27 protein-coding genes are annotated in these 25,853 nt (G+C 67.8%); 17 read left to right on the plus strand and 10 right to left on the minus strand.

Annotated features, from left to right (window positions below):
* On the plus strand, nucleotides 1–475 hold a 475-nt coding region (locus GVY39_RS17065), incomplete at its 5' end, for a hypothetical protein (RefSeq protein WP_159925593.1).
* Between the two features lie 74 nt (nucleotides 476–549).
* Here GVY39_RS17065 and GVY39_RS17070 read toward each other — a convergent pair.
* The gene (locus GVY39_RS17070) at nucleotides 550–1,236 is read right to left on the minus strand and encodes a cysteine hydrolase family protein (RefSeq protein ID WP_159925595.1); all 687 of its coding nucleotides are present in this window, start codon (nucleotides 1,234–1,236) and stop codon (nucleotides 550–552) included.
* A gap of 555 nt (nucleotides 1,237–1,791) precedes the next feature.
* Between GVY39_RS17070 and GVY39_RS17075 the strand changes: the two genes are divergently transcribed.
* From GVY39_RS17075 to fabG, 3 genes are all read left to right on the plus strand, one after another.
* Nucleotides 1,792–2,043, plus strand: a complete 252-nt coding sequence (locus GVY39_RS17075; RefSeq protein WP_159925597.1) for a hypothetical protein — start codon at nucleotides 1,792–1,794, stop codon at nucleotides 2,041–2,043.
* Between the two features lie 381 nt (nucleotides 2,044–2,424).
* The gene (locus tag GVY39_RS17080) at nucleotides 2,425–3,588 is read left to right on the plus strand and encodes an acyl-CoA dehydrogenase family protein (RefSeq protein WP_195071915.1); all 1,164 of its coding nucleotides are present in this window, start codon (nucleotides 2,425–2,427) and stop codon (nucleotides 3,586–3,588) included.
* Between the two features lie 46 nt (nucleotides 3,589–3,634).
* Entirely contained in the window at nucleotides 3,635–4,381 is a 747-nt protein-coding gene (fabG, locus tag GVY39_RS17085) for a 3-oxoacyl-ACP reductase FabG (protein WP_159925599.1), read from the plus strand.
* A gap of 107 nt (nucleotides 4,382–4,488) precedes the next feature.
* Here fabG and GVY39_RS17090 read toward each other — a convergent pair whose 3' ends face one another.
* The 6 genes from GVY39_RS17090 to GVY39_RS17115 form a co-directional block, all read right to left on the minus strand.
* Nucleotides 4,489–4,632 carry a hypothetical protein gene (locus GVY39_RS17090; RefSeq protein ID WP_159925601.1) on the minus strand — a complete coding sequence of 48 codons (144 nt, stop codon included), beginning with the start codon at nucleotides 4,630–4,632 and terminating at the stop codon, nucleotides 4,489–4,491.
* A 219-nt stretch (nucleotides 4,633–4,851) separates the two neighbouring features.
* On the minus strand, nucleotides 4,852–5,904 hold the full coding sequence (locus tag GVY39_RS17095; RefSeq protein ID WP_159925603.1) for a cytochrome d ubiquinol oxidase subunit II: 1,053 nt from the start codon (nucleotides 5,902–5,904) through the stop codon (nucleotides 4,852–4,854).
* A 3-nt stretch (nucleotides 5,905–5,907) separates the two neighbouring features.
* Entirely contained in the window at nucleotides 5,908–7,329 is a 1,422-nt protein-coding gene (locus tag GVY39_RS17100; RefSeq protein WP_159925605.1) for a cytochrome ubiquinol oxidase subunit I, read from the minus strand.
* A gap of 271 nt (nucleotides 7,330–7,600) precedes the next feature.
* Nucleotides 7,601–8,173, minus strand: a complete 573-nt coding sequence (locus tag GVY39_RS17105) for a 3'-5' exonuclease (RefSeq protein WP_159925607.1) — start codon at nucleotides 8,171–8,173, stop codon at nucleotides 7,601–7,603.
* A 110-nt stretch (nucleotides 8,174–8,283) separates the two neighbouring features.
* A complete protein-coding gene (locus GVY39_RS17110) occupies nucleotides 8,284–9,378 on the minus strand; it encodes an NAD(P)-dependent alcohol dehydrogenase (protein ID WP_195071955.1) in 1,095 nt (364 codons plus the stop codon).
* Between the two features lie 6 nt (nucleotides 9,379–9,384).
* On the minus strand, nucleotides 9,385–9,858 hold the full coding sequence (locus GVY39_RS17115; RefSeq protein ID WP_159925611.1) for a DUF4334 domain-containing protein: 474 nt from the start codon (nucleotides 9,856–9,858) through the stop codon (nucleotides 9,385–9,387).
* Between the two features lie 85 nt (nucleotides 9,859–9,943).
* Between GVY39_RS17115 and GVY39_RS17120 the strand changes: the two genes are divergently transcribed.
* The 3 genes from GVY39_RS17120 to GVY39_RS17130 all read left to right on the plus strand — a co-directional run bounded on the left by GVY39_RS17120 (nucleotide 9,944) and on the right by GVY39_RS17130 (nucleotide 13,431).
* A complete protein-coding gene (locus GVY39_RS17120) occupies nucleotides 9,944–10,525 on the plus strand; it encodes a TetR family transcriptional regulator (RefSeq protein ID WP_159925613.1) in 582 nt (193 codons plus the stop codon).
* Nucleotides 10,526–10,693: 168 nt separating this feature from the next.
* Nucleotides 10,694–12,637, plus strand: coding sequence for a glycoside hydrolase family 15 protein (locus GVY39_RS17125; protein WP_321209646.1), 1,944 nt, complete (start codon nucleotides 10,694–10,696; stop codon nucleotides 12,635–12,637).
* A gap of 95 nt (nucleotides 12,638–12,732) precedes the next feature.
* Complete coding sequence (locus GVY39_RS17130) at nucleotides 12,733–13,431, plus strand: MspA family porin (protein WP_236565500.1); 699 nt, start codon at nucleotides 12,733–12,735, stop codon at nucleotides 13,429–13,431.
* 455 nt (nucleotides 13,432–13,886) lie between these two features.
* Here the strand turns inward: GVY39_RS17130 and GVY39_RS17135 are convergent, their stop codons facing one another.
* Nucleotides 13,887–14,348, minus strand: coding sequence for a DUF6463 family protein (locus tag GVY39_RS17135; RefSeq protein WP_159925615.1), 462 nt, complete (start codon nucleotides 14,346–14,348; stop codon nucleotides 13,887–13,889).
* A gap of 96 nt (nucleotides 14,349–14,444) precedes the next feature.
* Here GVY39_RS17135 and GVY39_RS17140 point away from each other — a divergent pair, with 96 nt between their 5' ends.
* Together GVY39_RS17140 and GVY39_RS17145 are read left to right on the plus strand one after the other, a co-directional pair.
* Nucleotides 14,445–15,053, plus strand: a complete 609-nt coding sequence (locus GVY39_RS17140) for a TetR/AcrR family transcriptional regulator (protein ID WP_201295249.1) — start codon at nucleotides 14,445–14,447, stop codon at nucleotides 15,051–15,053.
* Between the two features lie 47 nt (nucleotides 15,054–15,100).
* Nucleotides 15,101–15,718 carry a DUF1109 domain-containing protein gene (locus GVY39_RS17145; RefSeq protein ID WP_159925617.1) on the plus strand — a complete coding sequence of 206 codons (618 nt, stop codon included), beginning with the start codon at nucleotides 15,101–15,103 and terminating at the stop codon, nucleotides 15,716–15,718.
* Between the two features lie 377 nt (nucleotides 15,719–16,095).
* Here the strand turns inward: GVY39_RS17145 and GVY39_RS17150 are convergent, their stop codons facing one another.
* Nucleotides 16,096–16,959, minus strand: a complete 864-nt coding sequence (locus GVY39_RS17150; RefSeq protein ID WP_159925619.1) for a MerR family transcriptional regulator — start codon at nucleotides 16,957–16,959, stop codon at nucleotides 16,096–16,098.
* Between the two features lie 313 nt (nucleotides 16,960–17,272).
* On the opposite strand from GVY39_RS17150, the gene GVY39_RS17155 reads away from it, so the two are divergent.
* From GVY39_RS17155 to GVY39_RS17180, 6 genes are all read left to right on the plus strand, one after another.
* The gene (locus GVY39_RS17155) at nucleotides 17,273–17,770 is read left to right on the plus strand and encodes a DUF6764 family protein (RefSeq protein WP_159925621.1); all 498 of its coding nucleotides are present in this window, start codon (nucleotides 17,273–17,275) and stop codon (nucleotides 17,768–17,770) included.
* A gap of 66 nt (nucleotides 17,771–17,836) precedes the next feature.
* Nucleotides 17,837–18,955 carry a polyprenyl synthetase family protein gene (locus GVY39_RS17160; RefSeq protein ID WP_159925623.1) on the plus strand — a complete coding sequence of 373 codons (1,119 nt, stop codon included), beginning with the start codon at nucleotides 17,837–17,839 and terminating at the stop codon, nucleotides 18,953–18,955.
* 14 nt (nucleotides 18,956–18,969) lie between these two features.
* Nucleotides 18,970–20,505 (plus strand): phytoene desaturase family protein, encoded by a 1,536-nt coding sequence (gene crtI / locus GVY39_RS17165; protein WP_159925625.1) that lies wholly within the window; start codon nucleotides 18,970–18,972, stop codon nucleotides 20,503–20,505.
* Nucleotides 20,506–20,521: 16 nt separating this feature from the next.
* Nucleotides 20,522–21,454 carry a phytoene/squalene synthase family protein gene (locus tag GVY39_RS17170; protein WP_159925627.1) on the plus strand — a complete coding sequence of 311 codons (933 nt, stop codon included), beginning with the start codon at nucleotides 20,522–20,524 and terminating at the stop codon, nucleotides 21,452–21,454.
* A gap of 89 nt (nucleotides 21,455–21,543) precedes the next feature.
* Nucleotides 21,544–22,125 carry a TerD family protein gene (locus tag GVY39_RS17175; RefSeq protein ID WP_159925629.1) on the plus strand — a complete coding sequence of 194 codons (582 nt, stop codon included), beginning with the start codon at nucleotides 21,544–21,546 and terminating at the stop codon, nucleotides 22,123–22,125.
* A gap of 96 nt (nucleotides 22,126–22,221) precedes the next feature.
* Entirely contained in the window at nucleotides 22,222–23,571 is a 1,350-nt protein-coding gene (locus GVY39_RS17180) for a family 1 glycosylhydrolase (protein ID WP_159925631.1), read from the plus strand.
* Between the two features lie 15 nt (nucleotides 23,572–23,586).
* On the opposite strand, the gene GVY39_RS17185 is transcribed toward GVY39_RS17180, so the two are convergent.
* Nucleotides 23,587–24,414 carry an SDR family oxidoreductase gene (locus tag GVY39_RS17185; protein WP_159925633.1) on the minus strand — a complete coding sequence of 276 codons (828 nt, stop codon included), beginning with the start codon at nucleotides 24,412–24,414 and terminating at the stop codon, nucleotides 23,587–23,589.
* A gap of 144 nt (nucleotides 24,415–24,558) precedes the next feature.
* Here GVY39_RS17185 and GVY39_RS17190 point away from each other — a divergent pair, with 144 nt between their 5' ends.
* Nucleotides 24,559–24,720: a hypothetical protein gene (locus tag GVY39_RS17190; RefSeq protein ID WP_159925635.1), complete on the plus strand. Its 162-nt coding sequence runs from the start codon at nucleotides 24,559–24,561 to the stop codon at nucleotides 24,718–24,720.
* Nucleotides 24,717–25,796, plus strand: a complete 1,080-nt coding sequence (locus GVY39_RS17195; RefSeq protein ID WP_159925637.1) for an NAD-dependent epimerase/dehydratase family protein — start codon at nucleotides 24,717–24,719, stop codon at nucleotides 25,794–25,796. The genes GVY39_RS17190 and GVY39_RS17195 overlap by 4 nt, the downstream gene beginning before the upstream one ends.
* Nucleotides 25,797–25,853: the final 57 nt, after the last annotated feature.

Genomic DNA, 25,853 nt, shown 5'->3' on the forward strand with positions numbered 1-25,853 from the left:
GCTGGACCGCGGCCTCGAAGCCGTCATCGCCACCTGGGCCGTACTCAAAACCGGCGCAGCCCTGGTCCCGGTCGACGCACTCGACACGCCACTGCCGGACCACCTCGAAATCAAGATCGGCTTGACGCTCAGCGGCACCCGATCCGGCGCCGGGGTCGACTGGCTCTCCCTCGACGATCCCGCCGTCGTCGCCGAGATCGCGGCCGAATCACCGCGACCGGTCACCTACGCGCACCGCACCCACCTGCTACGCGGCAGCGATCCGGCGTTCATCGGAGAACGGGTGCTCAGCTACGACGACCTCGCCACTGCCGCCGCGCAACTGCGCACGCGAGACGAACTCACCTACGAATCCGAAGTCCTGTACCGCGACCCCGGATCCTCCGACACCCTGATCGAACTGGTCGCCGGTGGAACCGTCGGCGCGTCGGTCGTCCTGGGCTCCGACGGTGAAGTGCCGGCCGGCGAGTGGTGACACTCGACCGAGAAAGCGGAAGGGTTCGCATGATGGTCGTGGGGAGGAGCTGACGAGCTGGCTGTGCAGCGGCGCTAGTGGTTCGGCACGGGCATGTGCGGGTCCGACCAGTACGCGGGGTCCCGGCCGTAGTTGGGTGTCCGGTAGGCCAGATCCCACGGAGCACCGGGAGCGATGAGTTCGCGCCAGGGGGCGACTTCGACGTAGAGCACCCGCATGGCGTTCAACGCCGCGAAGTGGAGGGCGGGGCCGTCGGTACCGACCGCGTCCTCAGCGACGGCCATTTCGAAGTTCCGTTCCAACCCGGCACGAACGGTGGCCTCGACGCACACGTTCGTCTGCAGGCCCGCGACGACGAGCCGACGGATGTTCATGCTGCGCAGGATCGGGTCGAGTTCGGTGTAGGCGAAGAAACTGTGCCGGGTCTTGTCGAGCACCAGATCACTCGGCTGCGGTGCCACGGCGTCGATGATCTGCGATCGCCGATGCCGGTCTTCGGCGGACAGCTTCGGTAACAGTTGGGCGCGGGAGCGGCGATGCCGAGCGGAGCGCGGATTGAGTGCCAACGGCCCTGCGGGACTGGGGATCTGACGTGAGTAGATGACCGGGATGCGCGACTCGCGGGCGGATTCAGCGAGGTCACGGCACTCGCCCACCACCTGGTCGAGCCGCCAGATCGGCGGCCAGCCCAGCGCGTCGCGAACGTCTTGAACGAGGTAGCTGTTCTGCAGGTCGATCAGCAAGAGCGCGGTGTCGGACATCGGTTCCCCCAACTGACAAACACGACTGATCCTCGGCCAGGACAGCGTAGGCCTTCGCTACCGCGCTACGCGCCGGTTCGACTGGGCTGCGCTCCGTGGGTCGGCGAAGACGAGGGCCGAGGCCCCAGTCCTGTGCCAGGCAGTTGCGCTGTCGTAGTAGGCAAGCAAGTCGAAGAGGAGGTTCTCTGCGCCGATCGAGCCCTTCGTCGCCGTCGCCGACCCAGAGAGTAGAGGCCCGGCTCGTGCCGCACCCCGGCATGGTAACAGTGGCCCGTATCACATGAATTCAAGTAGATGTGGAGTTTGCTGACGGGTTCCCCGAGCCTATATCCATCTGTTACATTACCGATGCGGAGCCTATACAAAAGCACGTGCGTGCTCCTCGTCCGAACGACAACGTCGTCGCCCCGGACATCCGTCCCGACAATGATGTCGGCAGGTCGACAGCGCCGTCGGCCGCGGAACGGATCAGCCGCCGGCGACCGCTCACGTCGCGCGACCATGGTGGGCGGGCCGCTGACCCGGTTGGACATCGAGCCAGAGGAAAATACCGACATGCCGATCGACCGCTTCAGCGTGTTCGACCTGATCGCCGCGCTCGACATGCGCAATGTCGAAGCCCATCTCACCGACGCTGTCGAGGGCTGCACGGCGTGCGCCACCACTGCCCGCCCGGGTGCAGACTGCCCCGCGGGTCTCGCCGCTCAGATCCGCAACGCGACCTCGTTGGATGCCGCACCGTTCTCGCTGACGCCGATCGAGATCATCGACGAACTTCTCGCGCTGCCCCGGCCGTCCGAGAGCTGAGGTTACGGCGAGGGAGCGTGCGTGAACCGCTCTATCTATCCCGAGACTTTCGCTACCCTCCTGCGTCTGTGACCGGCTGTCCGCGCCGAAGGCTCAGCACTGAGTTCGGACAGGTCCTCGGTGGGCACCATGCGTATGCGTTAGCCGCAGCGTAACTCAGGCCCGGACTTCATCGTGGTCGATGATTCACGCCAGGTATCGAGACACCACCTGCTTCGAATTCGCCCATAGCGGATCGGCCGATCCCCCGGATAGATCTCGACATCCCCGGCATGCCATCTCCTTCGGCGGCGATGCCGTCGATGTGGTCGTTACGCTATCTAACGATATATTGAGCGCACCGGCCGAGCTGCTCGTGAAGGCCGACCGAAGGAGCCGACAGTGTCCGAAGTCAGTGCCGAGGACTTCGCGCCGATCCTGGCGCAGGTTCGTCAGTTCGTCCGGACGAAGGTGGTGCCCCGCGAGTCGGAGATCCTGGCGACCGATGCGATCCCTGACGACCTCCGGCGCCAGGCCACCGACATGGGCCTGTTCGGCTACGCGATCCCGCAACAGTGGGGCGGTCTCGGCCTCGACCTCACCCAAGACGTCGAGTTGGCCATGGAACTCGGCTACACCAGCCTGGCGCTGCGTTCGATGTTCGGCACCAACAACGGCATCGCGGGTCAGGTGCTGGTGAACTATGGCACCGAGGAACAGAAGGAGCAGTGGCTGGAACGCATCGCTTCGGGGGAAGTGGTCGCCTCCTTCGCCCTCACCGAACCCGGCGCGGGCTCCGATCCGGCGGGTCTGCGCACCAAGGCGACCCGTGACGGTGACGACTGGGTGATCGAGGGCCAGAAGCGGTTCATCACCAACGCCCCGCTGGCCGACCTGTTCGTGACCTTCGCCCGTACCCGCGAGCCGGGGCCGGACGGGCCCGGCATCGCGGTGTTCCTGGTGCCCGCCGGCACCGCGGGCGTCACGGTCGGCCCCAAGGACGCGAAGATGGGCCACGAGGGCTCCTGGACCGCCGATGTCACTTTCTCCGAAGTCCGCGTCCCCGCGGATTCGCTCGTCGGTGGCTCCGAGGATGTCGGTTACCGTGCCGCGATGAGCTCACTGTCCCGCGGGCGCGTGCACATCGCCGCCCTGTCGGTCGGCACCGCGCAGCGAGCGCTCGACGAATCCGTCGCCTACGCCGCCACCGCCACCCAGGGTGGGACGGCCATCGGCGACTTCCAACTGGTACAGGCCATGATCGCCGACCAGCAGACCGGTGTGATGGCCGGCCGGGCCCTGGTCCGCGACGCGGCGGCCAAGTACGTCTCCGGCGAGGACCGCCGAATCGCGCCGTCGGTGGCGAAGCTGTTCTGCACCGAGATGGTCGGCCGGGTCGCCGACAACGCGGTCCAGATCCACGGCGGCACCGGCTACATGCGCGAGGTGCCCGTCGAGCACATCTACCGCGACGTTCGCCTCCTGCGCCTGTACGAAGGCACCAGCGAGATCCAGCGGCTCATCATCGGCGGCGGCCTGGTCCGCGCAGCGAAGAAGCGCTCGTGATGCGGCCGTGCGCTACCCCGAACACCGACAACCGTGAGGAAAACGCATGACCGGCCCACTACTCCAAGCCAAGACCGCTGTGATCACCGGGGCCGCTCAGGGGATCGGGTATGCGATCGCCGAGCGATTCGTCGCCGAGGGCGCCCGCGTCGTCGTCGGTGACATCGACGGTGCCGCGGCGGCGGACGCGGCGCAGCGACTCGGCGGCGCGGCCGTCGCGCGCGGCGTGCGCTGCGATGTCACCGTCGCCGACGAGGTGCGGGCGCTGCTCGACGCCGCTGCCGAGTCCTTCTCCCCCGTCGACGTGATGGTCAACAACGCCGGAATCACCCGCGACGCCACCATGCGCAAGATGACCGAGGACCAGTTCGATCAAGTGATCTCGGTACACCTCAAAGGCACCTGGAACGGCACCCGGCTGGCCGGTGCGATCATGCGGGAGCGTGGCGGCGGCGCGATCGTCAACATGTCGTCGCTCTCGGGCAAGATCGGCTTGGCCGGACAGACCAACTACTCCGCCGCCAAGGCGGGCATCGTCGGCCTGTCCAAGGCCGCGGCCAAGGAACTCGCGCATGTGGGGGTGCGGGTCAACGCGATCCAGCCCGGCCTGATCCGCACCGCGATGACCGAGGCACTGCCACAGCAGGTGTGGGATCGGAAGCTGGCCGAAATCCCGCTCGGGCGCGCGGGTGAGGTGAGCGAGATCGCCACCGTCGCACTGTTTCTGGCCTCGGATCTGTCGTCGTACATGACCGGGACGGTGCTCGAGGTGACCGGCGGGCGGTTCATGTGACCGTCCTCGACGCCACGCGCGGGTGACAACGGCTTACCCAGTCCACCACCGAACTCGGCTCTCGTCGCTGGCCGCCCTTTCGACAACGGCCTCCACGCCGATCCTGGTCAACTCGATGACGTGGTCTGCGTTCGGGGGAACCGGTGGCTCATGACATCCGCCCACCATGCGTTCAGGGAGCTGGACTCGGGCCAGACGATCCGGTCTCGGTCTTCGTCATCGGTGATGGGCCCGTTCACGTCGTCGATCACGATGCAAATCCTTTGCGCCGTCCATCCTTTTGGAAGAGGCACCTCGTGTTCGTGCGGCGCAAGCGATTCGCGATAACTTCGAAGCTGCTGGTCGTCGAGCAATGAGGGTGCCCCGAGGCGTACCGGCACGACCGCGCTGTCGAACCGATACGTGCAGCGGATACCACCGGCGCTCGCAAACAAACCGATCTTTTTGTTGACAGAGGCGGCGACCGGCCGTCAGGCCACGTCGGTGTCCTCCGCATGTTCGGCGGACCCGACAGCGACGGGCTCGTCGCGGACCCAGGCATCGGTCTGGGTGAGCCAGAACAGGTAGGTCAAGGCGGGAAGAACCGTCACAGCGGCGAGGGCGACGACGGCGAGCAGTCCGAGGAGCGTCGCTCGTGCTCCCGCGGCGTCGGCGATGAGCATCTGATCGACCAGGATCCACGGCGTCTGCGCGACCGCCCACCCGATGACGATCGCCGCGACCGCGACCGCCGCGGGCACCCGCGCCCAGCCGAATCGGCGACGGTGGATCAAGGCCAGGGTGAGTACCCCGGCAGCGGCGGAGAGCACGATCAGCGGCAGGGCGCGGCCGAGCAGTTCGGCGCCGAGGGTCGGCGCGTCACGACGGATCGGCGCGATCGCCGCGATCGCGATCGCGCCGGTCACGACGCCGACCAGCAACGTGCGGGAACGCAGGTACTCGGCGAGTGCGTGGTCGCCGGAGCGAGCGGCATCGGCGGTGAGGAAGACACCGGCCAAGAAGGCGGACGTCCCGACGGCCAGAGTGCCACCAAGGATCGAGGTCGGGTTCAGCCACGAGCCCACCACGTCGCCGTACCCCTCGGCGGGCACCCGGCCGGAGGCGATCGCACCGACGGCGGTGCCGAAGAAGAACGGCGTGATGAGCGACGCGCCGGCGAACAAGGCGCCGAACAGGCGCGCTTGACTCAGCGTCGCGGAGTACTTGCGGAACGCGAAGTTGGCCCCGCGCAGCACGATCCCGAGCAGTGCCAGGCTCATCGGGATGAACAGGGTGGTCATGACGGCGGCGAAGACCGTGGGGTAGGCGGTCCAGAGAAACACCAGGATGTAGATCAACCAGACGTGATTGGCTTCCCATACCGGACCGATGCTGTGGTCGATGAGCACCCGCATGCGGCTGCCGCGGCGCGGTCCGCCCGCGGTCAGGTCCCAGAATCCCGAGCCGAAGTCCGCTCCACCGAACAGCGCGTACAGCACCACGCCGGTGAACATCGCCGTCGCGACCACGTCGGAGAGATCCATCGGTCACGGCTTTCCGACGCTGCGGGCACGCTGCGCCTGGTCGACCGGGGACGCTCCGGGTCCGTAGGGAGCGGTGATGGTCGTGGTGCCGCTGCGCCAGCGACGCGCCATGGAACGCAAGACGACGATCGCACCCACCGTCATCCCGAGATAGACCAGCACCACGCTGATGTAGCTCCACCACAGACCGGTACTCGCGCTCGCGGCGTCGGCCGTGCGCAGTACCCGCCACACCGTCCACGGCTGACGGCCCACTTCGGTGGCGATCCAGCCGCATTCCAGAGCGAGAACGGCCAGGGGTCCGGTGGCTGTCGCCGCCCGCAGGAACCAGCGATCGTCCAGCAGGTCGCGGCGCCGCCAGCGCAGCAGCCAGAAGACGATCACCAGCAGCGCGAGCAGGGTGCCGATGCCGACCATGGTCTGGAAAGCGAGATGAGTGATGTTGACCGGCGGCCGGTCGTCGACGGGGACCGTGTCCAGCCCCGGGACTGGGGCCGTCAGCGAGTTGCGGGCGATGATCGAACCCAGGCGTGGGATCTCGAGCGCCCCGCGTACCTCGCCGTCGACGAGCACACCGCCCAGTCGCAGCGGAGCCGGACCTTCGGTGGTGGGGGCCAGTTCGAACGCGGCCAGCTTCGCCGGTTGCGTATCGTGCACCCGCATCCCGAGAACGTGCCCGATGAGCGGTTGTGCGAGTGCGGCGACGGTAGCGAAGACGAAGGGGACGGTGAACCCCAGCCGGTGGTGGGTGTCGCGGCGTCCCCGCAGCAGCCCGGCCGCGTAGACGCCTGCCACGAGGAATCCGACGACCATGAACGCCCCGACCCACATGTGCGCGAATTGGAGGTAGACGCCGTCGTTGAACATCGCTCGCCACGGATCGACATCGGTCACCGAGCCGTCGACGAGCCGGAAGCCGGTCGGGTTGTTCATCCACGCGTTGACGCTGACCACACAGAACGTGCCGACCACCCCCGCGACACCCATCGGGACGAGCATGGCGAGGTGCCTCCGTGGCGGCATGCGGCCCCACCCGTAGAGGTAGATGCCCAGGAAGATCGCCTCGATGAAGAACGAAAGTCCTTCGAAGGCGAACGGCAAGCCGAGCACGTCGCCGTAGCGGCCCATCAGCCCTGGCCACAGCAGCCCCATTTCGAAACTGAGGACCGTTCCGGAGACCGCCCCTATGGCGAACAGGATCGCCGACACCGTGGCCCACCGTTTGGCCAAGCCCAGTGCCACGGGGTCGTCGTGGACGATGCCGCGGCGGTGTACGACGTAGATCATCGCGGGAAACGCCACCCCGAAGCAGGCCAGCACGATGTGCCAGCCCAGCGAGAACGCCATCTGCTGGCGTGCGGGCAGCAGACCGGGCGGTCCTTGCGCCGACGCTTGGTAGAGCGCGGCGAGCGTGCTCGACACCATGCCAGCCCCTTCCCACGGTCCCGAGAGCCGCATGCCTGTGCACGCACCCGGCCCTTCCGCGGGTATCCCCCCTTTTGCACGGCACCAACCAGGCGATCACCAAGAATCGGACACAAGAGTCGCTGCCATGGACGAACCGGCGCGGGGTAGATCGAAGCCCGGGTGTGGCTGTGCCAGCGGCACGTGTGCCAGCAACGCGCGGGACGCGGCAACTAGTCGTCCCCCGGCGCGGGGGCCGACGTCGCGAGACGCTGATCCGGCTCTTGGCCCGTCAGGATTCCGTAGTAGTGCGCCAGGCGTGGCGTCCGACGATGTCCAGGACCAGAGCGGCGATGTTCCAGGCGTCGTCCGCGCCGCAATGGTGACGGCCCTCCAGCGGCATCCCGGCGATGTGTAGCGCGCCCGCCATCCCCTGACGGCGCTTCAGGCCGTATGCCTCGGAAAAGACCTGCTTGGCGTTCGTATGCCGCCGCCCGAAGGGGTATGCGACACCGGTGGCCGCGCACTGCCTTACGAATTGTTTGCGATCGTAGTCACCCCAGCTGGCCCACGGCCGGATTCCAGCTCGATGCTCGGTCGCCAGCAGGCGGCACGCGTCCGCGAATGCCATGCCGGTGTCGACTTCGGCCTGCGTGAGGCCGGTGAGTTCGGTGCAGAACGCGCCGACCGTGGACCGCGCGGGCCGGACCAAGATCCGGTGCTTGGCGATCCGGTCTCGCGCGTCCAGGTCGACAACGGTCAACCCGATCTCGATGATCTCGCTGACCGCGCCCGCGGGGATCCCACCCTCCCAGCACGTCGCCTCGACATCGACCACATTCAGCAGTCCGGAGAAGCCGTTCACTCGCTGAGCGTAGGAACCGAAGCACGCGGCGTTCAATAGGTTTTCGGCGCCGCGCGAAACAGCGCACCCACCCCGGTCGCGCCGTCGCCGGCGGCCTACGGGGCCGGCCGTCACGCTCCCCAGGTCAGGACGGGTTTGATGACCTTTCCCTCGCGCTGTTGAGCGAGCGCGAGATTGATGTCGGTGTGCGGATACGGGGTGACGAGCCGATCGATGGGAAACCGGCCGGAGGCATACAGGTCCAGCAGGTGCGGGATGAAGGTGGCGGGCACCGCGTCGCCTTCTAGACAACCTCGTATCACCTTGCCGCCCAGAACGATATCGCGCAGGTCGATCTCGGGCACCCCGGTGCCCAGGCCGACCGCGACCACGGTGCCGCCGATCGCCGTTGCGGCGGCCGCAGTGGCAAGAACACTCGCCGAGCCCGTGGTGTCCAGCGCGTGGGTCGACCCGCCGTCGGTCAGCTTCCGGATCGTGGGCACGATGTCGTCGGCCGCCGGATCCAGGGCCGCGGTGGCGCCGAGTTCCCGCGCCAGCGCTCGCCGCGTCGGTGAGGGCTCGACCACGACCAGCTCGGCGACTTCGCACGCCAGTGCCGCCAGCACGCCGACCATTCCGACCGCCCCGGCGCCGTAGACCGCTATGCGGGAATCCCGGTCCGGGCGCAGCACGTTGAGCACCGCGCCAGCGCCGGTGAGGAACCCGCAGCCCAGCGGAGCCGCCACCGCCGGTTCGACCGCGGCATCGATGACCACCGTGTTGTCTGCGCTGGTCAACGCGTAAGCGGCGAAGCTGGACTGGCCGAAGAAGCCGTCCCGCACCGGCGTTCCCGCCACGGTGATCCGGCGGGAGCGGTCGGCCCGGCCGCCGAACTGGTTGAGTTCCGCCGCTCGCACGCAGTATGCCGGGCGCCCCGCCCGGCAGTTCCGGCACGTCCGGCAGTGCCGGAAGGTCAATACGACACGGTCTCCGGGGCGCACACCGGTCACTGCCGCGCCGACCGTCTCCACCACTCCGGCGCCCTCGTGCCCGAGCAGGACGGGACGGTCGGCGCGGCCCGCCGCGCGGGTGACGAGGTCGGTGTGGCAGATACCGGTGGCCTGGACCCGCACCAAGATCTCGTCGTCGCGGGGGTCGTCGATCTCGACGGCTTCCACGGTGAACGGCGCGGCGGGATCGCGGGAGAGCACCGCGGTGCAGGTCACCATCGCTCAGACCCGCTCGAGCAGGAAGTAGAAGTACTCGCCGCCGGCAAGCACCAGTTCGGGCCTGCCGTTCATGATGCCCATCAAGGTGTTCTCCTCGAGCCATTTGAAATGATCGAAGACCGGGCGGCCGTCGTAGACCATGGTGGCGGTCACCTCGCCGCGGAATTCGATGTTCCACAACGTCGCCTCCCCGCCGCCGAGTTCGACATCGGAGAACAGCGATCCGTCCTCGGCGCGGCAGATCAACGGCTTGGCATCGAGCAGGCTGTGAAACGTCTTCCCGTACCAGCGACTCGCCGACAGCGCTTTACGCAGCGGGTGCGCCGTCGGGAACGCCGCGCCCTTCCACTCCCCGAGTATGTCTTCGGCGCGCGTCACCGGTAGATCGGCCCACAGCGCATCGAGCTCCGCGGCCGATACCCCGGCCTCTCGGGTGGCGAGATCTCGCCAACCAGTCCCCATAGAGCTCATGTCCATCCTCGTTCCCGGTGCGGTTTCCAGAACCTTTTGGTTCGGAAACTGTATATCCGAACCAAAAGGTTCGGCAATATAGGATGCCGCCATGCGCGCAGCAGGTCAGGCCACCCGCGAACGAATACTCGTCGCGGCCAAAGCGGAGTTCGCCCGGTACGGCATCGCGGGCGCGCGCATCAATCGGATCGCCGACGCGGCCAAAGCGAGCAAAGACCGGCTCTACGCGTATTTCGCCGGCAAGGAGGAGCTCTACGCCGCCGTGACCGAGGCGTGGGTCACCCAGACCACCGACGAGACCGCCCTCGACGCCGCGGACCTCCCCGGTTATGTGGGCAGGCTCTTCGACCATTACGTCGCGCACCCCGACAACGCCCGCCTGCAAGCCTGGGCCGAGATCGAACAGACCCACATCCCCGCCGCCGAAGACGCCATCCGCCGCATCATCGCCGGAAAGCTCGCCGAGATCCACCGCGGACAAGAACAGGGCTTGATCACCGAGGCGTTCGCGCCGATCACACTGATCGTCATGCTGACCGACCTCGCCCGCACCGCGGCCATGCACGCCATCCGCGCCGACCCCCACCGCGTCGCCGAACGCCGCGCCGCCATCGTGCTCGCCGCTCGGCGGCTGGTCAGCCCAGACTTTCCCCGGGCCGAAGACGATCGTTAGTCCGCAGTGCTTGCCGATCCGGCCCACCAGATGGTGGGCTGGTGGAAGCGTCACATCACGCACGCCCCGGCAATGCTCGCAGTGTGGTCGAGAAGGAAGGCGGTCCAGCGCGTAATCGCATGGATGGCCGGCCGGCCGGTAGCCGCCGAGATGACGATGGAGCAGCGCATGGTCGAAATCGAACGCACGCCGCGGCTCACTGCGTTTCCGCGCATCGATGACTACGGGTTCATCTCCGACTGTGAGGTCACCGCCCTCATCGCCCCCAGCGGTGCCATCGAGTGGATGTGCCTGCCCCGCATGGACTCCCCCAGTATCTTCGCGGCCATCCTCGATCGTTCCGCCGGCTCGTTCCGGTTCGGCCCCGCCGATTTCATGGTGCCCACCGATCGTCGCTACATCCCCGGCACGATGGTCATGGAGACGAGTTGGCGCAGCGGTGACGGGTGGGCGACGGTGCGTGACGTGTTGCTGGTGGGCCCTTGGCGGCACCAGACCCCCGGCCGCAGCGCCCACCGGCGAACCCCCACGGACTACGACGCCGAGCACATCCTGCTGCGGACGGTGCACTGCGAGACGGGGCAGATCCAGTTCGGGCTCGATTGCCAACCGGCCTTCGACTACGGCCGGTATCGCGCTCGGTGGGATTATCTGGGCAGTTACCACCTCGCCCAAGCCAGTGCCGACGGGACCGATCTGCAACTGACGTTGAGCACCGACATGCGCTTGGGACTGGAAGGAACGCACGCGGTAGCCCGCACCCTTCTGAAGACTGGCGACACCCGCTTCTGTGCGCTCTCCTGGGGCAGTCGCGACGCCCCTCGCGACGTCGAGGAGGCTGATGAACGGCTGCTGCGGACGGTCCATCACTGGCGGCATTGGCTGGCCGGCGGCCGATTCCCGGACCATCCGTGGACCGCGGAACTCACCCGCAGCGCACTGACACTCAAGGCATTGACCTTCGCCCCCACCGGGGCCGTCGCTGCCGCCGCCACCACGTCGCTGCCGGAAACCCCCGGCGGAAAACGCAATTGGGACTATCGCTACTCGTGGATCCGCGATTCCGCCTTCGCGTTGTGGGGCCTGTACACACTCGGCTTCAGCTGGGAGGCGAACGACTTCTTCTCCTACATCCTCGACTTGACCGAAGAAGCCAGCGACATGCAGATCGTCTACGGCATCGGCGGGGAAACCGATCTCACCGAACAGACCCTCACCCACCTACGCGGCTACGACAACGCGGGACCGGTACGCATCGGCAACGACGCCTACCGGCAACGGCAGCACGATGTGTGGGGCGCCGCACTGGACGCGGTCTACCTCTATGCCCGCCACCAAGATCAGATCGATGCGCGTGCCTGGCCGCTGCTGGGCCGGGCGGTCAAAAGCGCCCTCACCTACTGGCGCGAGCCCGACCATGGCATCTGGGAGGTTCGCGGGCAGCCCCAGCACTTCACCTCCAGCAAAGTCATGTGCTGGGTCGCCGCCGATCGCGGCGCCCGGCTGGCCCGCATCCACCAGGACTTCGAACGCGCGCATCGTTGGCAACAAGCCGCCGACGAGATCCACGCCGACATCTGCGCGCACGCGCTCGACTCTCGGCGGGTGTTCACCCAGTACTACGGCAGCACTGCCTTGGACGCTTCGACCCTGCTCATCCCGCTGGTTCGTTTCCTGCCGCCCGACGACGACCGGGTACGCAACACCGTGCTGGCGATCGCCGACGAGCTGACCGAAGACGGCCTCGTCTTGCGTTACCGCGTCGGTGAGACCGACGACGGGTGCGCCGGGGAGGAAGGCGCTTTCACGATCTGCTCGTTCTGGTTGGTCTCGGCGCTGTCGGAGATCGGCGAGAAGACGCGAGCCAAACAGTTGTGCGAGAAACTGCTCGGTTACGCCAGCCCTCTGGGCCTCTACGCCGAGGAGATAGACCCACGAACCGGCCGCCACTGGGGCAACTATCCGCAGGCGTTCACCCACCTCGCCCTGATCAACGCCGTCATGCACGTCATCCAGGACGAGCAGGCGATACTGCGCCAGGCACTCGGCGGTGAATCGATCGCCCCCCGCCTGGACGACGCACCACTCACCCGGGGATATATCCACCGCTGACCCGACTTTCCCCTGACACCCGGCTGCGGCGCACGCTCCCGCAGCGGGCTGGAGCGGTCGACGGCCGATGCGGTCCGGAATTCGACGCGCTTCGGGTGCCGCAACAGGAAGCCGGTCAGTACTATGACGACCGACTGTTACCTGTACTAAGGATTCCATTGAAGGGCTCGACGATAGCGATGCTCAGCATCGCTGCGACCGCGACATTCGGCATGACCCCGGCCCCCGCGACCGCTGACCAAATGGCGGACAAATCTCGCGTTGTCGGCACGGAGGACGGCTGGGAGTTACGCGTCAGCAAAACCGCGGAAGACGTGCAACGCGTACCCAATCTGGCCGCGACACCGTTCACCCGGGAAGGGTTCGTCACGCTCTCGGCGGCGGCGGACATCAGCGGCGAGGGCCGGGAGCCGGTGAACTCCGGGACACTGCAGCTGGGATACCAGATCGGCTGCCAGGTCGACGTATCCAACGGCTTGACGGTGGGAATTTCCGCGGCGATCGGCCCGAACGCCATGGTGACCGTCGCCCCGACGCCCGGCCTCTCGGTCGGCGGCAGCGCGCTGGCACTGCCGAACATGTCGACGACCATCAAGCCCGGCACCATCAACAGCATCACGCTGGGCACGAAAGCGCTCGCCGGAGCGCACGGTTCGATCTCCGTCGATCAGATACAGATCAAGATCGATGCGTGTGCGGGCGCGGTCAGTCTTCGCTCGTTCGCGATCGTGTCGATTTCGACGGCTACAGCCGACAATTCGGTCGCTGTCTACGGTGATCCGATATGGCTGTGATCCAGACGCGAGGTCGGCGCCGTTGGATCGCACCGACCGGCGTATCGGTGTGGCTCATGATCGCCGCCGCCACCGCCTCCGCCGAACCCATCGTTCCGACCGGCCCGGCGCAGAACTGCGGTGAAACACCCAGCACAGCGACCGCTCCAGGATGCGGTCCCGACAAGCCCGCACCAGGCACGCGAGGCGGTCCTCCCCCACCGCCGGCAACGCTGCCATTGCAGATGCTGGCGCCCCCGCCCGCACGCTCGGCGCCGAGTAGCAACCCGCCCGCCGGTGCACTGGTACCGCCGGCCCCGGGGCCCGGCAGCGGCCGACCGATCGTGCCCGCCCGCTAGCCGTCGAGTCGAGCTGGATCGAAAGGGTGTCGAACGGCGTCGCCGGGCGCCGTGGTCACGGAATTCCTACGCGGTAGCGCGGCGAGCATTCGAGTGAGCCTCGGAAACGAGGGCGGTTCACCTGCCCGAAAGCTCGGCGCGCGAGACACCCGCGCCCGGCGACCGATCACCCTTGCGCGCCGCCAGCACGATGAGCACCCCCGGGATGATTCCGACGAAGAACGGGGAGGGCACGAGAAGGACGCCACACAGCGAACACCATGCCGCGAGACCCCAGCCGATCCCGGCGGGCACCGTGACCCCGCGCCCGGCGAGGTGCCAGGTCAGCAGTCCCAAGAGAATCAACGGCACGGCGAAGCTGCCCGGACCGGCCCAGAAGGTGACCTTGTCCGGCAGGGAATCCGCCGGCTGCCCGGCGTCTTCGTCGGCGAGCGTGAGCGGGACGGCTGCCCATATGCCTCGATCGACCCAGCCGGTGATTTCCTGCCAGGAGGCGAGCGCCGCCAGGATCAGGTGCCCCGTCCCCAGCGTCAGCATGATCCCGCTCGCCCAGCGAAGTGATCGCTTTCCGAAGTTCATCGTGACCTTCCATGTTCGTCCTTCACCCGGAATCCTCGCGAACCCGCCGGGCTGGTTCCCATTGCCGGAGAAACTGATTTATACGGTGCCGTACATTTGATCTGTACGGTAACGTATAAAAGCAGCGCGATCAATGGAGGTCCCGACATTCCCGCCGTGCCCCGCACCACACGCGCCCGCTGGATCGAGGCGGGCCTCGAAGCGCTTGCCCGAGGAGGGCCCGACGCCGTCCGCGTCGAGACGCTCGCCGCCGAAATCGGCGTGACGAAGGGCGGGTTCTACGGGCACTTCGACGGCCGTCCCGCGTTGCTCTCGGAAATGCTCGACGAGTGGGAACGCCGCTGCACGACAGAGGTCATCGCGCGAGCCGACGCCGAAGGCAGTGATCCCGCCGACCGGATCCGCCGGGCAGGACAGCTGACCTTCGCAGAGGACCTGCACCGGATCGATCTCGCGGTGCGAGCCTGGGCCCGCCACGACGAGTCCGTCGCGACGCGGCTGCGCCGGATCGACAACGAGCGGATGGAGTTCCTGCGCAAGATGTTCCAGACCTTCATCACCGACCCGGACGAGATCGAGGCACGCAGTACGCTGACATTCGCCCTTGCGATCGGCCGCCATTTCATCGTCGCCGACCACCCTGGGTACACCAAACGCGAAGCCATTCAGCTTGCCGGTGAATACCTTTTGCGGCCGCCGCGGTGAACGCCACAGCACGCTGGTCGACCCGACGTAGAGATCGGATCATGCTGATGCGTGAGCAAAAGGGAACTGCCGCGAAGGCGAGTGGTGCGGGCAAGGCGAGCAAACCTCCCGGTCCGATCATCGCGACCGTTGTCGTTGTCGCGCTGGTCGTACTGATCTGCCTCCAGCACGGCTGGTGGCCTTCTCGATTCGGGAGTATGCGGTGGGCCGACCCGCTCCTGTTCGGCGCGGCAGCGCTCGTGGGACTCGCGGGGGCGGGCACAGCTTGGGCGATCCGCACGCTCTACCTCGTGGCACGAGACCGTCGTCGCTCGTGGTGGATTCTTCCGGCTCCGGCTGCCGTGCTGGTCGCGTCGGCGATCGGGCTGCTCGTGCCACCGACCTCGTTCGACGAGGCGCGGCCGGCGTTCGAAGCACTGGCGCAAGAGCTGCTGGCCGGCCCCGAAAGGCACCGCCGCGAGCTGGAGATCGGTCGATTCGATATCTCCTACGCCATTGCGGACGCCAACGGTGCTGTCTACTTCATCGAGGCCACCGGGTTCGGTCTCACCACCAGCTCCGGCTGGGTCTATTCGCCGAACGGCGAACCTGCCGGGTTCGACGACTTCTCGGCGAAGCCCCTAGGCGGGCCTTGGTATGAGTTCGCCGCGGTCTGGCGAACTTAGAGCCATGGCCGCAAGCCCAGGCAGGACCTCCCGGGCGGGTATTTCTCCTGACTCGAGCGCAGATCGACGCGTTCGTCCAGGACAACGGCTCCGACCGGCTTCATTCTCGGGGCGCACTCGGTGCCCTGTGCCTGGACGAATTCGTCGATGAGGCGGTGCCGCTGTGGCGGTACCGCGGCGTGCTGCCGACCGAATACACCGCTACCACCTGTGAAAACTCGGTCTGGCCGAATGCACTGTCGACGACGACGGCGTCTGCGCACGCTCGAGGTCCCGTGTCGCTCCGGTGTTCCGGCCGAACCGGCGGCCACGGAGCGATTCGGCCGGGACTTGCCGGCGGGCATCGCTTCGACGCGGAGCGAGTCGCGAAACCGTGGTCACGTGAGGTCATGTCGCTCGCCGAGATCCCGCACCGCTTCGATGGCCTCCTCGAGCGAGCTGACGTGCGCCACCTCGGGTGGCAACGCGATCGCGGACCAGCCGGGTCCGGCAACCAGTACCCGCGCGCCGGCCCGCTGCCCGGCACGGATCGTTTCCGGCGTGGCGGTCGCAGGCATCTGGGACCACAGCACGAGCACGCACGACCGGTCGTGGTGCGACAAGGCGGCCCGCAGAGCGGGATCGGGCACCGCCGCGCCCAGCAGCAACGCGACGATGCCCCGCTCCGCCAGCGCGGCTCGCAGCACTTCGAGCGGCAGCACGTGGTCCTCCCCCGCGGGGCACGCCAGGACGATCGGTGGTTGGGAGCGTGGGCGCCGGACCGGCGGGAACATGCGGTGCAGTCCCGCGATCGTCGCCCACGACAGCAGATGTTCCACTTCGATCAGGCCCCGCCCGGCGCTTTGCCCGGTGACGATCGCCTCGAACGCCGGACGGCACAGCCGGTTCCACGTCGCGACGACGCCGTCACGCGCGAGACAGGTGATGAGCACGCTGAGGGCGACATCGGGTTCGAACTCTTCGGCGGCGCCGAGTAGGGCGCTGCGATCCTCCGTTGCCGGATCGGCTTCGGCCAGTGCTCGTCGTGCGGCCGAGGCGGGGGTGACGCCCGTTCGAACGAGTTCGATCATGCGCCGCACCGTCGCGATCTCGGATTCCGAATAGCGGCGATGGACGCCGGGCTGCCATGTCGGCGGGCCGATCCCGTAACGCCGGTTCCAACTGCGCAGCGTCGCGACCGGAACCCCGAGCCTGGCCGCCACGGCGCCCACCGTGAATTCCGCGGATCGGCGCTCAACCATCGCGGGACCGCATCTGCTCGAGATGGTCGCGATCGCGGCCGCGGGACTGCGCGACCGATGGTGGCCGAGGAAGGGGACGTCCATGGCGGAGCATCCTGCGCGGGTTCGGTATCGGCATGTCGTCTGCTCCTCGTCGCGAGCCGGATGTTTCTTCACCGACCGTCGTCAGCGGGCGAAGTCGGCGAACCGCCTCGGCGAGTGGATGCGGTGTCGTGCGGAGCGTCGAATGCTACCCAAGTGATGCGTCGATTTTGCATCATTAGAGGAGTAGTGTGAAGCGCTAGAAGCCCAAAGACCCCAATGGGAGGACGTCATGGATCGACTCACTCGCACGCGATCACTCGGGCTGGTGGCCGGCGTCGGGGCGGCGTCGCTGGGCATACTGCTCGCCGCGCCCACCGCGACTTCCGCTCCGCCTGCGGAATGCCCGTCGCCGGGCCCGGCGACGGCGCGGTCTTCCGGCGGCGGCGCCTCATGCTCGGCAACCAGTGACGCCGGTGGCGCCGCCGCCGCTTACGGCATCGACGGAACCGCTGCCGCCGACGCCGCACCGGCCAGTTTGTCCCTCGCGATCGCGCAGAACGGTGGCACCGCGACCTCGAACTCGACCTATTTGTCCGGCCCGGCCGCGGTCGCCCTCGGCCCCGGCGCGAGCGTCACCACATCCGGCGTGCGACCCGGGTTGTCGATCGGCATCGCAGGCCCGGGAGCCACGGTCGCGGTCACCGGCGTCTCGACGCCCACGTGTAGCGGCGGGTGGGCCTTCGCGGGCGACTTCCAAACGTTGCAGGGCTGTGTTTCGAATCGTTAATGCATCGTTATGGACACCATCTCTGGTAGTGAGCTGCGCGCCGCAGGCGCAGGAAAGGGATCGATGATGAGCATCGCGTCGTCCGAATCACCACCGGCCGACTCGGTCGGTGAGATTCCGGCGCTCGATGGCGCGGACTCGTTTCCGGTATGGCGGGAGGCGGTGCGGCGGGCGGTGCTCGACGAGATCGGTGATTTCCTCCTGCGGGCATGCCCGGCCGCGCTGCGTCGCCGCGGTGCGCAAGACATCCTGCTCCAGTACGCGATGGGCGGGAAGTGCCTGCGGTCGACCTTCATGTATCTGGGCTGGCTGTGCGGCGCAGCGGATGACCGGGCGGCCTTGCGGGCAGCGGCCGGTCTGGAGCTGCTTCACGCGTTCGCCCTTCTCCAGGACGATGTCATGGACCAGTCCGAGACGCGCCGAGGCGCTCCGTCCGCGCATGTCCGGTTCACCGCACTGCACCGCGGCGCCGGTGCGCCCGGTTCCGCCACCAGGTACGGCGAGTCGGCCGCGACATTGCTCGGGGACATGTGCCTGGTGTGGGCCGAGCAGATGCTCCGGGAAAGTGGGCTCTCCGCGGCCGCGCTCGGACCGGTGTGGCCGTACTACGACACCATGCGGCTGGAACTGGCGACAGGGCAGTTCGAAGATCTGCTCAATGACGCCCGCGCCGAGCCACAACTGACCTCGGTACTGGCGATCGCCCGAGCCAAGTCCGGCAATTACACGGTGCGACGGCCCTTGGAGATGGGGGCCGCGATGGCAGGCTGTGGTGCGTCCGTGCTCAACGCGCTGGGCCGGTACGGCACCGCGCTCGGTGAGGCATTCCAGTTGCGTGACGACCTTCTCGGCATCTTCGGAGCACAGGCCGTGACCGGCAAGCCCGCCGACAGCGACCTCGGGGAGCGCACCGCGACCACCGTCGTGGTCCTCGCCCGGGAGATGGCGACCTCGTCGGCCCGGACCGAACTGGCGGAACTGCTGAATCGTCCTCGGCTCGACGCGGCGGACATCGACCGCGCCCGAGAGCTGATCGCCGAATCCGGCGCGCCCGCACGTGCCGAGACGATGATCGCCGAACTGGTGGCTGGAGCGCTGAGCGCAGTGGATACCGCCACGTTCACCGCGCCGATGCGCGCCGCCCTCGGCCAGATGGCCACCGCCTGCACCGAACGCGTCGCCTGACAGGAGGCCCACCGATGCGCACCGTCAACGGCGCTACCGACCGGATCGTGATCGTGGGAGCAGGCCTTGCGGGGTTGTCGGCGGCCCTGCACCTGGCAGGCCGATCCCGAGAAGTCATCGTTCTGGAACGCGAATCGGTGCCTGGCGGGCGAGCCGGATACGCGGACCTCGGAGGGTATCGGCTCGACATCGGCCCCACGGTCCTGACCATGCCGGAGCTCGTCGACAGCGTCTTCGCCGCCGCCGGAGCTCGCGCTGCGGATCACTTGACGCTGGCGCCCGTCGAGCCGGCGTACCGGTCGCATTTCGCCGATGGCCGGACGTTGGAGGTGCACACCGACGCCGAACGGATGTACGAGGAAATCCGCCGGTTCGCCGGAGCCGGCGAAGCGGACGGCTATCGCGGTCTGCGGCGGTGGCTGACGCGCCTGTATCGAGCGGAGATGGACCGCTTCATCGCTTCCAATTTCGACTCACCGCTGTCGATGGTCTCCCCCGCCCTGGCTCGGTTGGTCGCGTTGGGCGGTTTCAGGCGATGGGATCGCGCCGTAGCACGACACATCCGCGACCCGGACCTGCGGCGTATCTTCACGTTCCAATCGCTCTACGCGGGCGTCGCGCCCAGCCGGGCGCTGGCCGCCTACGCGGTGATCGCCTACATGGACACCATCGGCGGTGTGTTCTTTCCGCGCGGCGGCATGCGCTCCGTTGCGATCGCGCTCGCCGACGCGGCGACCGCTGCCGGTGTCCGATTCCGCTACGACACCGCCGTGACCGCGCTGGAGAGCACCGGCTCGCGGATCACCGGCGTGTTCACCGGCGACGGTGACCGAATCGCCTGCGACGCTGTCGTGCTGACGACGGAACTGCACGAGGCGTACCAGCTGATCGCGCGCACACCGCGACGTCCGGTTCCGCTGAGTTCCGCCCCGTCGGCGGTGATCGCCCATCTCGCGTGTGCGCCCGCGGCCGGGATCCCGCACCACAGCCTGTTGTTCGGGACCGCCTGGGAGGAGTCATTCCACGACATCACCGTCCGCGGGCAGGTGATGCGCGATCCCTCGCTGTTGGTCACACGTCCCACCGCTACCGATCCCTCGCTGGCGCCACCGGAGCGGGATCTGCTCTATGTCCTCGCGCCGGTGCCGAATCTCGAACGGGGCCACATCGATTGGGAGCAGGACGGGCCGGATTACATCGAGCGGATCGTGCAGATCGCGCAGGAACGCCTCGGTACGCGACTCGGCGATGTCGAGATCCTGCGCGTGGACACGCCGGCCGACTGGTCGCGCCGCGGCATGCGCGCCGGAAGCCCTTTCGCACTTGCCCACACATTCACTCAAACCGGTCCGTTCCGGCCCGCCAACATGATCCGCGGCATCGACAACGTCGTGCTGGCCGGTGGCTCGACAGTGCCAGGGGTGGGAATACCCCCGGTGCTCATCTCCGGTCGGCTTGCCGCGGATCGCATCACCGGCCTACCGCCCGCCCGGGCTCGCCGCGTCGAACCGGTGGGAACAGGGCTCACCAACAGCCGAACTGATCGTTGACGTGATCGGAACCGAGATGACCCGCACAAGACTCGAAAGCACCCGGATCGGCGATTCGCCGCTCCAGCGGTCCTACCGCTGTTGCCGACAGCTCAACGCACGCCACGGGAAAACGTTCTTCTTGGCGACCCGGCTGCTCGCACGTGATCAGCGTCCAGCGGTACACGCCTTGTACGGATTCGCGCGCCGAGCCGACGACATCCTCGACGAGTTCGACCCGCACCGCGAACCCGCGGAAAGAGCCCGGCAACTGGATGCTCTCGCCACGCGTTTCCGTGATCGCGACGCCACCGCCGACGTCGTTCTACCCGCGATTCTCGACACCGCCGACCGCTATGGCATACCGGCAGCCCTGTTCGATGCTTTCCTCGCATCGATGCGGATGGACCTGACCGTGACCGACTACCCGGACCGCGCCGCGCTCGACACCTACGTCTACGGTTCGGCCGAAGTGATCGGATTGCAGTTGCTCCCGGTACTGGGGACCGTCTGCGCCGCCGATGCCGCACCTTACGCCGCCGCACTCGGTAGGGCGTTCCAGCTGACCAACTTCCTGCGCGACGTCGGCGAAGACCTGCTGCGCGATCGGGTATACCTACCCGCCGACGAACTGGCCGCGTTCGGAGTCGACCGGGATCTGCTGCGCTGGTGCCTGGCGCGTCGGCGGACCGAGCCCCGGGTCCGCAAGGCCCTCGCGGCCCAGCACGCGCTCACCCGCGACGTCTACCGCTTCGCCCACGACGGAATCGCCCTGCTGCACCGCCGATCGCGACCCTGCGTCGCGACGGCGGCGACACTGTACGCGGAAATCCTCGACCGCATCGAGGACAGCGATTTCGCCGTGTTCGACTATCGCGCCACCGTGCCGAACCGGCGTCGAGTCCAGGTGGGTGCGGCCGGAGTCGTCAAGGCATGGTGGGCACGCCGAGGTTCCATTACAGGCCAGTGATTCCAGGGGCCGCCGACGTCATCCGGCTTCCCCTGACGGGCGAATCGGTTATGGCGGGCGCGACAGGTCGTCATCAGTATCCTGATGGCGTGATAACGCTTAGAAAAGAAGACGGTGCCGCGGACCTGGCGGGGATCATGAAGTTGAGTGTGGGCGTGAGCTGGGATCCGTCCTCCGGCACGAGCGGTGGCGCACTCGGCTGGGCGCGCCGCAAACGCGGTGTGGATCTCGATCTGATCGCCGTGCTCATGCAGGGCAGCGAGCCGGTGCGTTTCGCGGGACTCGATTCCCTGGACCCGTTCGGCAACGGATCGGTCGCGCACACCGGTGACGAGCAGACCGGCGCCGCCTCCGGTGACGACGAGACCATCCACGTCACCTTCGCCGACGTCCCCTCCGCGATCGACGCCATCGTCTTCGTGGCCGCCGCGTTCAAGAAGGGCAGCTCGTTCGAGAAGGCGAACAACATCTCCTTCAAGATCTACGATGCCACCGGCGGAAACAGCCAGCAGGTCGCCGACATCTGGCCCTCCCTGCTCGGCACCGACAACGCCAATGCGGTAGCCCGCGCCTTCCGTAACGGCGATCAGTGGCAGCTCGAGGTCCTCAACCGCCAAGGCAAGGTCAAGCAAGGCGACATGCAGGCGCTGTTGCGCTTCGCCATGCAGTAGGCAGTCGGCAGTAGCGAGGGGAACCATCGACGTCCTCGAATCGCCCTGATACGCGGATTTCAACACCGCGGGACAGGACGCGGTTACCCTGGGCGGATGCGATCCCGGTTCCGTAGGTACGTCCTCGCCGCGCTCGCCGCCGCGGCATCCACGCTGTTGCTTTCCACGCACTCTCCCGCCACCCCGCCGGTACGGCCGGTCGCCGGCCTACCGTCGCTGGGTGGCGAATTCCTCTGGGGCGTCTCCACTTCCGGATTACAGTCCGAAGGCCATGCGCCCGACAGCAATTGGACGCGGTACATCGCCGCGAATCCCGGTTACGACGAACTTCGCGATTCGGTCGACTTCTACGACCGGTATGCCTCGGACATCCAGCTCGCGGCCGACCTCGGCGTGCGGGTGTTTCGGATCGGAATCGAATGGGCGCGAGTGCAACCCGCGCCGGGCGTGTGGGACGAGTCCGCGTTTCGTTTCTACGACGCGGTCATCGCCGCCGTCGAGCGGGCCGGGATGCGTCCGATGATCACCCTGGATCACTGGGTGTACCCCGGCTGGGCCGTCGACCGCGGGGGCTGGCGCAGTCCGCGGATGGTCGCGGACTGGCTGACCAACATGCGCACCGTCGTCGACCGCTACTCGTCTCGTAACCCGTTGTGGGTCACCGTGAACGAGCCCGTCGCCTACATCATGCACGAGGTCCGCAGGGGCGCCGCGGACGCAGGAGAGATGCTGGACCGGGTCGCGCAGGCGCACAACGCCATCTACGACTACATCCACCAGCAGCAGCCGGGTGCGCAGGTGACCAGCAATGTCGGTTATGTCGCCGGCTCGGAGGCGCAGGTCAACGGTGGTTTGGTGGACCGCATCGCCGACCGGCTCGACTACGTCGGCGTCGATTACTACTTCGCCTACGATCCGGCGCAGTCGCTGATCGAGTCCATCGCGAGGGCCAGCGGCTCGGCGATGCCGAACCTGCCGGGACCGCAGATCTGGGAGCTGCCGTTGCGCACCGAGGGCATCTACTATGCGCTGCAATTCTATTCGCGCCGGTTCCCGGGCAAGCCGCTCTACGTCGTCGAGAACGGCATGCCCACCGAGAACGGTCGTCCTCGCGCCGACGGTTACACCCGCAGTGATCACCTGCGCGACACCGTCTACTGGATTCAGCGCGCCAAGGCCGACGGCATGAACGTCATGGGCTACAACTATTGGAGCCTGACCGACAACTACGAATGGGGCAGCTACACCCCACGATTCGGCCTCTACACCGTGGACGTGCGCACCGACCCCACCCTCACCCGCCGCCCCACCGATGCCGTCGGCACCTACACGCAGCTCGTCGCCGCGGGCGGAGTTCCCGATCATTACCGGCCCACCCGGGGTCCGGCCCTCTGCTTCTTCGTCGATCCACCGGACAGCTGCCTTACCCCGGTAGCGGAGCGGTAGACCGGCCGGACGTGGCTAAGGCGTGCGCCATTTCTCGTCGGTGAGCAGGGTGCTGGCCTGCGGACCCATCAAGAGCATGCCACCGTCCACGACGTACGACGCGCCGGTGACATAGCTCGCCTCCGGTGCGGCGAGGAACGCCACTACGGCGGCGACCTCCTTGGCATGGCCGGTTCGGCCCAGCGGTACGCCCGGTCGGTGTTGCTCACGTGGATCGACGTCCTCCTGGCCCGTCATCGGTGTCGAAATCTCGCCGGGCGCCACCGAGTTGACGGTGATGTCGTGTTCGGCGAGTTCCAGTGCCAGCACCTTCGTCAGTGCTCCCAGGCCCGCTTTGGCCGCACAGTACGGTGCGGCGCCGACGCGGGGCGCGTGTTCGTGCACGCTGGTGATGTTGATGATCCGGCCGCCGTCGCCCGCGGCGATCATGTGCTCGGCGGCGCGCCGCGCGCAGACGAACGCGCCGTCGAGGTCGACCGACAGCACCTGCCGCCAGGTGTCGAAGTTCATTTCCATGACCTTCTGCGCCGACCCGGTACCGGCGCAGTTCACCAGCACATCCAGGCCACCGAGTTCACCGGCGAGGTCGTCGATCACCGACGCGGCGGCCGGTGGATCCGTCAAGTCGAGATGGCGCACGGCAGCGGTCCGCCCCTGTTCGCGCACTTGCGCGGCGGTGTCCTCCGCACCCGGCCGGTCGCTGCGGAACGTCAGCCCGACATCGGTCCCGCCCGCCGCGAGTGCGACCGCGATCGCCGCACCGATCCCGGAGTCTCCCCCGGTCACCACGGCTCGCCGCGGAGCGCCTTCCCGTTCTTCTGGTAGTGGAGCTGTAGTAGCCATGTTCCGCGACTACCCGGCCGGGCGCGGACAACACTCTCCGCTCCCGGCCACCATTCCGTGCGGTTTCGCTTCAGCGCATTCCCGGACCGGTTGTCATTGTTTCCCACCGATGGGGTAATCGCGCGGTGGGAATGGAGGTGGCGCATGCCGGATATCCCGGCCTGCCTGCGTGGGCCGCTCACGGGCCGCGACGTGTTCGACACGCGGCGAATCGAGGTGGCCGACTTGCTCGATCGAGCTCGGAACTCCGCCCCTCCCCCGCTTGCGCGGATCGCCCGCCCCACCCCCGAGCGGCGCGGCGCATGAGGGTGGTCGTCACCGGCGCGAGCGGCAACGTGGGCACGGCGTTGTTGCGGGTGTTGCGTGCGGACGGCTGCGAGATCGTGGGGATCGCTCGCCGCGCACCGGATCCGGCGTGCGAACCCTATTCGGCGGCCCGGTGGGTGTCCTGCGATATCGGGGCCGCCGGCTCCGTCGAGACCTTGCGCGCGGCCTGTGCGGGCGCCGACGCACTGGTCCACCTGGCATGGGCCATTCATCCGCGTCGCGGCGACCCTCCGATGCGCAGAACCAACGAGACCGGCACGGAGAACGTACTGCGAGCCGCAGCCGAGACCGCGGTGCCCCACTTCGTCGCCGCTTCCTCGTGCGCCGCCTACACCCCGGCCGACCGATGGCGCCGCGTTTCCGAAGAATGGCAACGGTCCGGGGTGCCCGGTAGTGCCTACAGCGCGTCCAAGGCGCGGTTGGAGAGGCGTCTGGACCGCTTCGAGGCGAGCAACCCGGAGATCCGGACAGCGCGTATTCGTCCGTGTGGAATCGCGCAGGCCGAGTCCGCCGCCGAACTGGCGGATTGGATCCTGCCGCCGTGGCTGCCGAGGTGGCTGCTCGGCAGGCGCCTGTTGCCCGTTCCACTGTGGCGTGACTTCCGGCTACAGCTCGTGCACAGCTCGGACGTGGCCGCGGCGATCGGGCGCATTGTGCGCCATCGTGCGGCGGGAGCGTTCAACCTCGCCGCCGAACCGACTCTGCACGCCGACGCGCTCGCGACCACGTTCGGAGGTTTCCGCCTGCCGACGCCACGGGCAGCGCTCCATGCCGCCGCCTGGCCGGGATGGTGGACCGGGCTCCAGCCGTTGCACCCGGGATGGCTCGCCCTCGCCGACCGCGCGTGCCTGCTCGACTCCTCCAAGGCGCGAGGTGAACTCGGGTGGTCTCCCCGCTTCGGCGCGCATGAGGTCTGCGCGGAACTGGTATCGGCCATGCGTGCCGGGCGGATCGGTCACAGCTCGCCGCTGGCGCCTGCCCGGCAGATCAGGGTCGGACGTCCGTCTCATCAGAGTCAGCGTCCACGCGGCGAGCACGAGCGTGACCGCTGGTGATCGAAAGGCCGGAGTTGTACCCGTCGCCGCACTTCGTGTCGTTGCGAAAGAGGGGTT

The organism is Nocardia sp. CY15 (genome assembly GCF_009829295.1).
GTDB lineage: Bacteria > Actinomycetota > Actinomycetes > Mycobacteriales > Mycobacteriaceae > Nocardia > Nocardia sputi.